8 protein-coding genes are annotated in these 11,768 nt (G+C 60.8%); 7 read left to right on the plus strand and 1 reads right to left on the minus strand.

What is annotated here, in order from left to right; genetic code table 11:
* Position 1 precedes the first annotated feature (1 nt).
* Together P3T17_RS31180 and P3T17_RS31185 are read left to right on the plus strand one after the other, a co-directional pair.
* The gene (locus tag P3T17_RS31180; RefSeq protein ID WP_429410494.1) at positions 2-907 is read left to right on the plus strand and encodes a LysR family transcriptional regulator; all 906 of its coding nucleotides are present in this window, start codon (positions 2-4) and stop codon (positions 905-907) included.
* A gap of 46 nt (positions 908-953) precedes the next feature.
* Positions 954-1,436, plus strand: coding sequence for a YybH family protein (locus tag P3T17_RS31185; RefSeq protein ID WP_217272834.1), 483 nt, complete (start codon positions 954-956; stop codon positions 1,434-1,436).
* Here the strand turns inward: P3T17_RS31185 and P3T17_RS31190 are convergent, their stop codons facing one another.
* Entirely contained in the window at positions 1,437-3,110 is a 1,674-nt protein-coding gene (locus P3T17_RS31190) for an FAD-dependent oxidoreductase (RefSeq protein ID WP_429410496.1), read from the minus strand.
* Between the two features lie 225 nt (positions 3,111-3,335).
* On the opposite strand from P3T17_RS31190, the gene yghU reads away from it, so the two are divergent.
* The 5 genes from yghU (at position 3,336) to P3T17_RS31215 (ending at position 11,710) form a co-directional block, all read left to right on the plus strand.
* Entirely contained in the window at positions 3,336-4,208 is an 873-nt protein-coding gene (yghU, locus tag P3T17_RS31195) for a glutathione-dependent disulfide-bond oxidoreductase (RefSeq protein ID WP_429288878.1), read from the plus strand.
* Positions 4,209-4,217: 9 nt separating this feature from the next.
* Positions 4,218-4,934 carry a Pr6Pr family membrane protein gene (locus P3T17_RS31200; RefSeq protein WP_429410498.1) on the plus strand — a complete coding sequence of 239 codons (717 nt, stop codon included), beginning with the start codon at positions 4,218-4,220 and terminating at the stop codon, positions 4,932-4,934.
* A 132-nt stretch (positions 4,935-5,066) separates the two neighbouring features.
* A complete protein-coding gene (locus P3T17_RS31205) occupies positions 5,067-6,257 on the plus strand; it encodes a sensor domain-containing diguanylate cyclase (protein ID WP_074267348.1) in 1,191 nt (396 codons plus the stop codon).
* Positions 6,254-8,833 carry a diguanylate cyclase domain-containing protein gene (locus tag P3T17_RS31210; RefSeq protein WP_429410500.1) on the plus strand — a complete coding sequence of 860 codons (2,580 nt, stop codon included), beginning with the start codon at positions 6,254-6,256 and terminating at the stop codon, positions 8,831-8,833. The genes P3T17_RS31205 and P3T17_RS31210 overlap by 4 nt, the downstream gene beginning before the upstream one ends.
* An 810-nt stretch (positions 8,834-9,643) precedes the next feature.
* Positions 9,644-11,710 (plus strand): arabinofuranosidase catalytic domain-containing protein, encoded by a 2,067-nt coding sequence (locus P3T17_RS31215; protein ID WP_429410502.1) that lies wholly within the window; start codon positions 9,644-9,646, stop codon positions 11,708-11,710.
* Positions 11,711-11,768: the final 58 nt, after the last annotated feature.

Consider the following 11,768-nt stretch of genomic DNA (forward strand, 5'->3'; position numbering starts at 1 on the left):
AATGGACAATACTGCACTGCGTTACTTTCTCGAAGTCGCCCGCAGCGGCTCGCTCAGCAAGGCGTCGGAGCGACTATACGTGGCGGTGTCGGCGCTAAGCAGGCAGATTGCGAAGCTCGAAGAGGAAGTCGGTGCAGCGCTTTTCGAACGGCGGCCGCGCGGGATGGTGCTGAGCGATGCGGGACGTGTGCTTGCCGAACACGCGCGGCGCAGCCTGCTGGAAACCGAGCGCGTCACCGACGAAATTCGCGGACTGAGCAATGGCAGCCGCGCGACGATTCGCGTGGCAAGTTCGGAAGGGGTCGCGCCGTATTTTCTGCCGCAGGTATTTGCACGCTTCCTGAAGACGCATCCGGCGACGCAGTTTCAACTGGATGTGTCTGCGCCATCGGTCGCGACACAACGCGTGCGTGAAGGCACCGCGGATATCGCCGTGTGTTTCAGCGTCGCGCCGGAGAAGGACATCCATGTGGTGTATTCGCAGCTGGCGCCGATCTTCGCACTGGTCAGGCGCGATCATCCGCTTGTCGCACGCGAGTCCGTCTCGCTCGCGGATCTGATGGCCTGGCCGCTCGCCATCGACAACCAGGGTGTGACGATCCGCCAGATGTTCGATATTGCGTGCAGTCTGGAAGGTCTGGTTTTCGAGCCCGTGTTCGTTAGCAACTACCACGCTGCGCTGCAGAGCTTCGTGCTGCTTACCGATGCTGTCACGCTAACCGGCTTCCTGACCGTGCGCAGCCGCCTCGTAATGGAGGGACTCGCAGCCGTGCCGATCAGCAATCCCGAACTACACCAACGCAGGCTTCAGGTTCAGACGATGGCCGGCCGCACGTTACCGCATGCATTGCAGGCGTTTGCCGAACTGCTGACAGGCGCGATCCACGATCCCGCTCTTCTCGACTGACTCATTGAGAGAGCCACTACCGCAACCCGATCAAAGGAGTTCCAAGGTGAAACGGCACATTTCCCTTTTGCTCGCTGCACTTTTCATTGGCAATACGCTGGCTTGCGCGGCGACGTCCAATGCGAATGCCACAGAGCCGTCGTCTCAGGAAGCGCAGTCTGCGGCTGCGCAGCTTGGTCATCTTTACGACACTAACTACGCGGCTAAAAATGCCGATGCCATGGCGCAACTGTATGCCGAAGACGGCATGCTGGTTTCCCCGGCCGGGAAAATCATCAAAGGACGCGCAGCACTCAAGGAGTACTACGAAAAGCGCTTTGGTTCGGGCGCGAAAGAGCATCACATTCACGTGATCGATGCGAGCGCGCAAGGCGACGGAGGATTCAGCGTCGCAGAGTTTTCCGTTCAGGTGCCAAAAGGCGACGGGACATTCCGCCAGGAGAGCGGCCATATCATGGCCGTGTACGTCAAGGAGGGCGACGGTTGGCACTTTCGGGCAGTGGAGCCGAGCGTGCCCGCCAAGGATTAGTCACGCCCATCCTGCAAGATATTGATGAACCGCCTGAATGGCGGCGGCTCCCTCTCCCACGGCGGCTGCCACTCTTTTGACGGAGCCGCTGCGCACGTCGCCCGCCGCAAAGATACCGGGCCGGCTGGTCTCGAGATCGTGCGGCGGCCGCTCTGCTGTCCATTTGGCGCCGGTATCGGCGCCGGTCAGCACAAACCCATCCTTATCCAGGGTGACGCAATCGCCAAGCCATCCGGTACTGGGCTGAGCGCCAAGAAACAGGAAAACGTGCCGGATGGGTTTATGTTCAATCTCTCCTTGCCGGTTCCACTTTATGGCCTCGAGTCGCGATTCGCCGCATAACTCGACGATCTGTGTCTTCGTGTGAAGCGTGATGTTGGACGCCGCGTTGATCCGTCTGATCAAATACGTCGACATGCTCGCTCTGAGTCCCTCTCCGCGAATCACCACGTGGACATGGCGCGCGAACCTCGCAAGGAATACCGCAGCCTGTCCCGCCGAATTGCCGCCGCCCACCACGATCAGCTCTTCGTTGTTGCAGAATGCGCCCTCCATGAAGGTCGCGCTGTAATAGATGCCGCGACCCTCGAAGTGTTCGAGACGCAAGAGATCCGGTTTCCGGTAGCGCGCGCCGCTGGCAATGACGACAGCGCGAGCGTAGACGCACTCGTCCTGATTCAGGCCGATGTGAAACGATTTGGCATCCGTGCAGTCGATGGTCAGCGCTTCGATAGGCACCCCAACTTCGGCGCCGAACTTGCGGCACTGCGACAGGCCGCGACCGGCTAGCGCCTGCCCCGATATGCCGGTTGGAAAGCCAAAGTAATTTTCGATCTTCGAACTGGTGCCGGCCTGGCCTCCCGGCGCCTTGGCGTCCAGAACGGCTACCTTCAGTCCCTCGGATGCGGCGTACACCGCAGCCGCGAGTCCTGCGGGTCCCGCGCCGACCACAACGAGATCGAAGTGCTCGCCGTCGAGTCTGTCCGGACTGAGGCCGATTGCATCGGCGACGGCGCGGTGGCTGGGCTGTTTCAGCACGACGCCTTGCAACGTGATTACAACCGGGATGTCGGCTTCGGTTGCGTCATAGTGCGTCAGCAGTTCTTTGGCCTCGGAGTGCTCAACGATATCGAAGTAAGCCGAGGGCTGACCGTTGCGGCTCAGGAAGTGGCGCAGACGTAGCGTAGGGGCCGAGGACGTGCTGCCGATCACCACCACGCCCACGTGTTCGCCGCGGATGAAAGCGACGCGCCGCAAAATATACGCGCGCATGATCGTTTCGCTCAACTCCGCTTCGGCGATCACGAGCGAGCGCAACGATTCCTCGTCGATGACGATCACCTCGCAATCGGAGATGGCGCGCGACGTTGCGACTGCAGCCCGGCCCGCGAGCGTGGCTACCTCGCCGGTGAAACTGCCCGGGCCATGTGTGCCCAGCAGTACGGGGCCTTCAACGGACCGTCTGGATGCCTCGATCGTCCCGGAGAGAATAGCGAACATCCCGGTGTGCCGGTCGCCTTCGGAATAGAGGATGTCGTGGGTCTTGAGCTTGCGGCGCTCGCCGTAGCGTTCCAGTATCGCCAGTTGCCTCTCGTCCAGCCGTGGGTATACCTGATGGTAGCGGCTGCCACCCGAGGCCAGCTCGTCGAAATTGCCTGAAGAGTCGTTGCTCATGTCGGGCTCGGTCAAGTCTAAATGCGGTCTTTGCAGCGCAAGCGCTGCATCCAGTTTGCGTATGGTAACTCCGCTTGCGATTCACTAACGCATTGCTGGCCTCGTGCTGCACTTTCCGTTGCGGGTCGGAACGCACTATGAGGCGGACTGCATGTTTTCCGTCAATTTGTTAATCTCGCTTCCAATCACCCATCCCACAATGCAAGGACGCGAGGAGCTTTAAGCATGAGCACTGTCGATTACGAACCGCCTAAGGTCTGGACCTGGAACAAGGATAACGGCGGCCGCTTTGCGAATATCAACCGCCCGATTTCGGGGCCGACGCACGACAAGGAGTTGCCGGTCGGCGTGCACCCGCTGCAGCTCTATTCGCTGGCGACACCGAATGGCGTCAAGGTCACGGTGATGCTCGAGGAGCTGCTGGCGCTCGGTCACAGCGGTGCGGAATATGACGCATGGCTCATCAGGATTGGCGATGGCGAGCAGTTTGGCAGCGGCTTTGTCGGCGTGAATCCGAACTCCAAGATTCCCGCGCTGCTCGATCGCAGCGGACCGAAACCCATCCGCGTGTTCGAGTCCGGTGCGATCCTGGTACACCTCGCCGAAAAATTCGGTGCTTTCCTGCCGACTGAGCCGAGCGCGCGCGCCGAGTGCCTGTCGTGGCTATTCTGGCAGATGGGCAGTGCTCCCTACCTCGGTGGCGGTTTCGGCCATTTTTACGCGTACGCCCCGAGCAAAATGGAATATCCGATCGACCGCTTCGCGATGGAGGTGAAGCGTCAACTCGACGTCCTCGAAAAGCAGCTCGCCGAGAACGAATACATCGCGGGAGATGCGTACACGATCGCCGATATGGCGATCTGGCCGTGGTACGGCGGCCTCGTAAAGGGCTGGCTTTACGGGGCGGCCGAATTCCTCTCGGTGCAGGACTACAAGCATGTCCAGCGTTGGGCCGATGCGATCGGCGAGCGCCCGGCCGTCAAGCGCGGCCGCAAGGTCAATCGCGTCTTCGGCGAGCTTTCGGATCAGCTGCACGAGCGCCATGCCGCCACCGACTTCGATACCAGCACGCAGGACAAGCTTACCGCCGAGAAATAATCTGGAAGTATGCTGAAGCGTTCTGCTCAACCTGAGCCGCACTCATCTGAATTGCCACTGCCGACGCCGAGCTTCGCGTCGTTGAGCGTGGCATCGTTGATTGCGGTGCTGGCATGGGTGGGCTTCGCGGCGCAGAGCGACATCACGATTGGCAGGATGCTGTTCCGCGGCCTGGGCGTGATCGACGGTATCGAGCGTATCAGTGCGTACCTGACGAACCTCACGACGCTCGTCGTCGCGATCAGCTTTTCGTTTGTGGCCGTACGGGCACGCTCCGCACCCGGGCGGTTCTTCCGCAAGCCACCGGTGCTCACCGCCGTGGTCGTCTACATCGTGTTCGTCGGCATTGCTTACAACACCTTGCTGCGCCATTTATGGACGCCATACGGCTACCGCGCACTGCTCAACGAATTGCTGCATACGGTCATACCGCTGCTATGCACGCTGTACTGGCTGCTCTTCGTTCCCCGCTTCCATCTGCTGCTGCGCGATTGCCTTTTCTGGCTGATCTATCCGCTCGGCTATCTGTTGATAACGCTCTGGCGCGGCAGCGAAACCGACTTCTATCCCTATCCTTTCATTAACGTAAGCGAGCTCGGCTACGAGCGTGTGCTCATCAATGCCGTATTGCTGTTGCTCGGTTTCTTCATTCTGATGGGCGTATTCATAGCGATCAATCATCGCCGCCCACGGACGGCGCCTGCGAGATCTGTGACCGACTCATAGTATTCATCGGACAAATACCCCTAGGTAAATACACCTACGCATGTGGGTCTGATTGAAGTTGCGCAAACATTTGCCGATAACTTGTGTGACAGATGTCGTTCAAGGTAAATCGTGCCGAATATCGAAACTCTCATGCGCCGCCGTGTGCGGATCGCAACTGCGCTAGGCGCGGCGATTCTCGCCTGCGTCGGGCTCGGCGCGACCATGCAGCAATCGCAAACGGACTGGATCCAGCACTCCTACGAGGTGATGCGGCTCGAGTCGGAGATGCGCATTACGATGGTTGTCCGCGATTCGTCCATGCTGCGTTATGTGTTCGATGTCCCGACGATGGATTCGCGGGCTGGGGATCGCACGGCGGTTTTGCAAGAAATCGAAGACGCCTACGTCAGCTCCGAGATACTGCGCGCCCAGCTGCTCACGCTGACGGCCGACAATACGGAACAGGTATCGCGCCTGCAGACCATCGGTGGAGCGATGGCCCGGATCCGTGCCCGCCTCGACGAACTCCGCGATGACATGAAGGAAGGGCGCAACGGCGCTGCGCAAGCGTTGCTTGCCGATCCAGGCTATGAAGCGGATCGCAGGGTGATTCGCTCAACGCTGCAGGCCTTCGCGGATCAGGAAGCGCAACTGCTGAACGGGCGCGAACGTGCCCATACGCGCTGGGCGCTGGTTTTGTGGGGCGCGCTGGCAGCGCTCGTCATGCTCGTTGTGGTGACGCTGCATGCGCTGCGCTCGCGCGTCGTCAGCGAGGTCGCGCAGACCGAGCGTCAGCGTGGCGCTCTTGAAACGCAGCTCGACACTGACGCCGCCACAGGTCTGCATAGCCGGCACTGGCTCGCCCAGCAGTTCACCATGGATCGCGCACATCAGCTGGGCAACACGGGCGCCCTGTCGATCATCCTGCTCTGTATCGACTCGCTCAAGCCGGTCCGCGATGCGTGGGGCTTTGAGGCTCGCGACGTGCTGTTGCGCGCCGTCCTCGAACGCATCAACCGTGTGCTGGGACCGTCCGACGTACTCGTGCGTGCCGCCGATGATCAGATCGCCATTCTGGTGCCGGACCGGATTCCGGTCCCCGGCGGTTCACGCGCGGCGACGATGGTCGTCTCGCTGGCTGGTCAACTCGACACGCTGATCGACATCATCGACGGCTTGCCGGTGTCGCCCGCTGTACGTGTCGGCACCGCAGCGTGGCCCGCTGATGGTGGCTCGCTCGACGCGCTGCTGACCACGGCCGGCGATCGCATGCGGCCACTGAGCGCGTTTCGCGCCTCGGGCGACCTGACCATCTCGACTTCCGACAGCGCCGCCGCATGAACTGGTCTATCCCGCGGCGCCCGGGTGGCCGCGCCATCACATATTTGCTGGCCCGTGCTTTTATCGGCCGGAAGCTGCGTGCGTGTTCAGACGCGCTGGTGAGTTGCCGGGGAGCCGCGTGGTTGCTGTTCGCCGGTGCAGTCTACGAACTTTCGTTGGCACTGCTGCACGTAGCGGGAATGACCCAAACGTGCAGCGATGTGCTGCCGTTCAACGCGTTCTGTTTCCTGGTCGCCTCCATCGGGATGCTGCGCGAGACAGGCGGCAGCGTGCGGTCGACGCGCCTCTCTCTGATTGCTCCTTTCACGCTGATGTGTGGCGGCGCCGTGGTGCTGGTCGAATGGTTGCAACGGCTTGGCTTCTCGCTTGACGCCCGTTACCTGGATAGGCTTCTCGCCGATCCGGCGTCCCAGTCATATCCCGTGGCGGCGTTGACTGCCATCGGCTTTGTGTTCTGCGGCGGGGCGCTTCTGCATTTGCGAGGACTAGCCGCACCGCGCAACGCAGTCGGCCCGCGTGTCTTCATCTACGGCACGATTCTCACGGGCATTATTGGGCTGTTGTGTCAGAGCATGGCAATTGGTGGCCTGTGGAGATGGGGCGAGCTTTTCGTTGTCGCGCCACTGAACGGCACCGGTTTCGTGCTCGCCGGTGCAACCTTATGGTGTGTCTGGGCAAAACGCCAGCCTGGCGTGAGCATTCTGGGTGAAAGCGCCAACGCGCGCGTACCCGTGATCGCCGCGCTGGTGGTTGTCAGTTCCGCGCTCGCCGTCGGCGTCATGCTCGCTTCGCTGATGGTGCGTAGCGATGAAGCAACAGAGCGCAGCGAGTTGCTGAGCGACACCGTCGAGCAAGCCGCCACATTGTCAGTCATCCTGCAGAATACGCAGGAGCATGCCAATGCGTTCGCCACGAGGCAGCAGAGCCGTTTGCAACACACGCCCTGCGCCGGCAGCCCTGAATCGTGTGCCGCCGCGCTCGACATGAGCGCCTATGTGGGACCTGATGCATTCGCTAGCATCCGTCTGGTCGGCAGCGACGGTCGGGTGCTCTCCAGCGCTGGCAGGCGCCTCGCCACGCCGGACCAGATCGTGCCGGTGCGCCCCTCTGCCGGTCAACCCGGCGTCAAGGCACAATTGCTTTGGCACGCAGGGTTCGTCTATCGTCAGCGCTCCGAAATTTTGTTGCAAGACGCCGCTGGACTTCCTGTCCAGTTCGCGCTTGAAACCGAGCAGACGTTGCCGATACTGGATTCGATGGCGGCGACGCGCTCGCGTGAAGGGCGGCGCTCCGTGCTGTGTGGTCTCGACGGCCGGCTGCTACGTTGCTTCGCGGCGACCGCTTCCGAATTGCCGCACAACCTGGTGATCGATCCAGCGCTGGGGAATCGGCCACTGATCACGCCGGCATTTCATGGTGAAGCTGGCACGCAGCGGCACAGGGATTCGCGCAGCGACGACGTCGTGGTGGCCTACGCGCCGGTCGGCAAAACCGGACTCGCCACAGCCTCCAAGATCAGGACCGAGGTCTTTCTCGCTCCTGTACAGCACGCGCTGCTGGTGGCCGTCGGCGTGATGGCGCTATGTGCGCTGGCAGGCACACTGTTTCTTCGAGCCCGCATCGTGCCGATCGTCAAGGCCCAGCATAGCGCTGCCGGCACCGCAGCACGCAGCGAGGCGCAACTCAGGGCTATTACCGACGCTTTGCCGTCCCTGGTCGGCTACGTGGATACATCGGAAACCTACCGGTATGCGAACGCGGCGTTTGCAACCATGCTTGGTACTCCTCCAGAAGAAGTGATTGGCAGGACGATGCGAGAGCATCTTGGCGACGCGCAGTACCAGATTTCCGAGCGATACGTCCAGCGCGCATTGGCGGGAGAACCTCAGCAGTTCGAGCGTAGCGTGATGTCGCCACACGGGTCGATCTATGTCGATGTGCGATACATCCCGCACCGCAATGCGGAGGAACGCGTCGACGGTTTTCACGTCGTAGTGACGGATATCACCGCCCGCGTCGAACAGGTCACCGCGCTCGAGCGTGCTGCCAAGATCGATCCGCTGACGGGCTCCGCTAACCGCCGTGCTTTCATGCATGCTGTCGGCGACGCCGTGAATGACCGCCGGCGTCACGGTACGCGCGTAGGACTCTGCTACATCGACGTCGACCACTTCAAGATCATCAACGACACCTATGGTCATGCAGCCGGCGACGAGGTGCTGCGTGTCGTGGCACAACGACTGCGTACTGCAACGCGCGACGATGACCTTGTCGGCCGGCTCGGCGGAGACGAGTTTGTCGTGCTGCTTGGCCGTTTGCGTGACGACGATGCAGCGCGCGTAGTTGCGCGGAAACTGGTTGACGCATTTTCAACGCCCGTCACTTTCCGCGGACAGGCGATCCCGGTCTCGATCAGCGTCGGCGTTGCGCTGGACGAAGAAGGCACCCGATATACGCCAGACGAACTGCTTCAGGCCGCTGATTGCGCACTCTACGAAGTCAAACGCAACGGCCGTGCATCATGGCGGCTCGCCACGGCGGCTGCTCATGGACCGGTTGATCGTGCCGAGGACTGACTGACCGCAAGTCTGCAAGACCCCTCCAGTAGTCTTCCCCAGCCTCGCAAAACGAGAACCGCTTGAGCCGAATGCCGCGGAACGCTGCCCCTCACAACGAGGGGCAGGCGGCCTGGCTCGCACGCGCGTTGTTGCGGACAACGAATTGAAATCCCACCTGTCGCCCGCCGTCGGTCGATTATGACTGATCGTATTAGCAATAATATTTACCCAATGCCGTGCCGTATGTATGGTAGATCTGGGCGCTGAGGCGCAGCCACTGGACTTCTTTCTCCGTGTAAGGGATTGTACTTAGACGTCAAATCGATATTATTGACTAATATTATTACTCGACGCGGCTGCCTGACAGCCACGCTGCATTGGATGCTGCCCCGCTGGGGCGGACAACCGCTGCAATGACAACGGAGACAAGCATGGTGAGTCACGGAGTGTTTCAACGGACGCTGGTGATGCTGCCTGCTGGCGTTTTGCGCTAGCCGCCGGCCCAGTGAGACACGATGAAGCCAATGCTGCCCCAACCCACCGCGGTGCCCGGATCTCACAGCACCCGCAAACCCACGCTGATCAAATTACAAACTGGATTGCTTCCAGCCAACGTGCGCGAACTCGTGCCCGACGGCTGAGCTGGATTGCCGGATAGAGCGTGGCCGGGACGGCGCGGTGCGCCGGTTGGCAGCGCATTGTCTAACCCTTTCGAAAGACTGACGGTTCCGCATGGCAGTTGCTTGATCAGTGACGTTTCTGAGTACATCAATCCGTACAACTAAATTGTTGAGTTAAATCCAAAGCTTGGTCTTCCAGGAGGAGGTCATGATGTCCAGAGGAGTTGGGTTACTTTCCGTTCTGTTAGCGATGACAGTCGCGCTTGCCGCATGCGACGGCGGCAGTAGCGGCACATCTGCATCTCAGGCTGTAGCAGCCGCAAGTTCGTCGCCAACGCAAGCTGCCGCCCAGGCCGCGGCACAGACGAGCGCCAATACGTCATCGGAAGAAGCGTCAACGGCGAACCCCCTGCCGTGTGATGCCGCAGCCGAGGCCAACACACCGTGCTCCGCGGCTCATAGCGTGACACGGCTGCTGACAAAGCACTACTCGGGGCCGCTGTTCCAGATTCAGCGGGCGTCCGACAATACAACGCTGAACGTTTATCCCTATACGTCGGGCAACTTGCCCAATGGCTCCGACCGCTCGTTGGTGGGCTCGGCGAATGTGAAAAGCGCAGACTCGTTCTGCAACAGGACAACCTGCTCCGTCACGTACATCTACGATCAGATCGACCTGGTTTCACCTCTGAAGGGAGGCGCGTTCGGAAACGTGACGGGGACGCTGACACTCAACTCGGACGGAACAGAGTCACTGACCATTCCGAGCACCAGCGCAGCGGCGAGTACCAGTACCGCTGCGAAGAAGTCGACGACTGTTCCGGTGCTGAACGGCTTTGCGACGATCACGCTTCCGGGAACCGGTGGCACGCTGACTGTGCAACTGTTGCAGCCGCCTACTGCGTTGACCACTGCGGCGCCGACCGAACAGGTATCGATTGGTAACGATCTGCCGGCGCTACCCGGCACGCCCGCACAACTCGGCTTCGTGCCGCTGCAAGGCGCCGAGGTTCCAGCGCTGGGTACGTTGGCGGGACAGGCATATCGCAACCGGTTCGGCACGGTGAACCAGTCGATTGGCGACTCGGAGATTGCCGAATACATGGTCGCGGGGGCGCACTATAGCCAGTCCTCGACCTGCTGCGGCACTTACGGGAACATGGAAAGCAGCGCCAATCCGAGCACCTATGCGCACGGAGAAATTGAGGGCGAAATGTTTGCGCTGGCGTTCTCGAACGGTAATGCCGCGGTGTTTGGCTATTGCGACGGTGATTCGGCCCAACCGTCCACTGTAAAAGACCCTGTGTGCAACGCACTCGATACCAACTGGCCGGGCGTCGATGCAGAAGCTGGCGTCTACCTCTATGGTCCGCAGCAGCCTGCGAAGGAGAAATTTGTCACCGTACTCTCCAAATATTCACCCGTGACGGCGTCCAATATCTTCGTTGTCAAGGGCGGTTCCGCTTCACAGAGCGTACTCACTCCAGTCTACGATGCGGCGCCTCCGGAAGCGCTTAACTTTGAGAGCGATGCGGGCCATGCCTTCAACGGGCAATGGCAAGGCGGCCTCTCGCTTGGCGAAGGCGGTGACGGTAGCGCTGCGCCTATCCAGTTCTTCGAAGGCGCGGTGATTACCAAGGCAACCTCCAACACAACCGACAACGCAATTCAGGCCAGCATTGCTAGCTTCTATGGTCCGCCGGCCAACAAGACCACGGCAGCCTGCTATGCGAACAACCTGATCGATTCGCCGTTGAGTCTCGCAACGCCGGATGTGTGGGCGCAACAGAATGGCGGCACCGCAGAGCCTGCAACAGATGTGTCGGGAGTGGACAAAGGAGCCGCGACGGTTATCAGCACAAACGGCTCGTCGGTGTCGAACGTCCGCGAGATCATCAGGGTTCAGGGCGGACAATCGTATAGTTTCAGCGACTATGTGCTTGCGACTACTAACGCAACGGTCTTTCCTGGAGGCTCGATCCAGACCGACGACCCGAGCGGCACCGAATTCGCATGGGTTCTCAATACGAATACGGGCGCTGTAGTGCGCGGGACGTGGGGTGCAGGGCAGGCTACATCGCTCTCCGCAGTGAAAGAGGGGAACTGGTGGAAAGTGACAATGACGCTCACCGCTCCCGCTGGATCGAACAACGCGCAAGTGTTTATCGATCCGCCTACGTCTAGCGCGGCTGGCGTTCGCACACAGCAAACGCCGTATCTGAGCGCGACGCATTATTGCCCGAGCCTGGCTATCGCCAACAACTCGACCATGTAGGCGAGAATTTCGCTTATTTTTTGCCTGGACTCCGGCCCTTGAGGGGCCGGAGTCTTTT

It is taken from the genome of Paraburkholderia sp. GAS82 (assembly GCF_050436285.1).
GTDB lineage: Bacteria > Pseudomonadota > Gammaproteobacteria > Burkholderiales > Burkholderiaceae > Paraburkholderia > Paraburkholderia phenazinium_B.

Coding starts and splice junctions, on each gene's coding strand:
- P3T17_RS31180 (WP_429410494.1), top strand. CDS start 2: ATGGACAATACTGCACTGCGTTACTTTCTCGAAGTCGCCCGCAGCGGC.
- P3T17_RS31190 (WP_429410496.1), bottom strand. CDS start 3,110: ATGAGCAACGACTCTTCAGGCAATTTCGACGAGCTGGCCTCGGGTGGC.
- yghU (WP_429288878.1), top strand. CDS start 3,336: ATGAGCACTGTCGATTACGAACCGCCTAAGGTCTGGACCTGGAACAAG.
- P3T17_RS31200 (WP_429410498.1), top strand. CDS start 4,218: ATGCTGAAGCGTTCTGCTCAACCTGAGCCGCACTCATCTGAATTGCCA.
- P3T17_RS31215 (WP_429410502.1), top strand. CDS start 9,644: ATGATGTCCAGAGGAGTTGGGTTACTTTCCGTTCTGTTAGCGATGACA.
- P3T17_RS31210 (WP_429410500.1), top strand. CDS start 6,254: ATGAACTGGTCTATCCCGCGGCGCCCGGGTGGCCGCGCCATCACATAT.
- P3T17_RS31205 (WP_074267348.1), top strand. CDS start 5,067: ATGCGCCGCCGTGTGCGGATCGCAACTGCGCTAGGCGCGGCGATTCTC.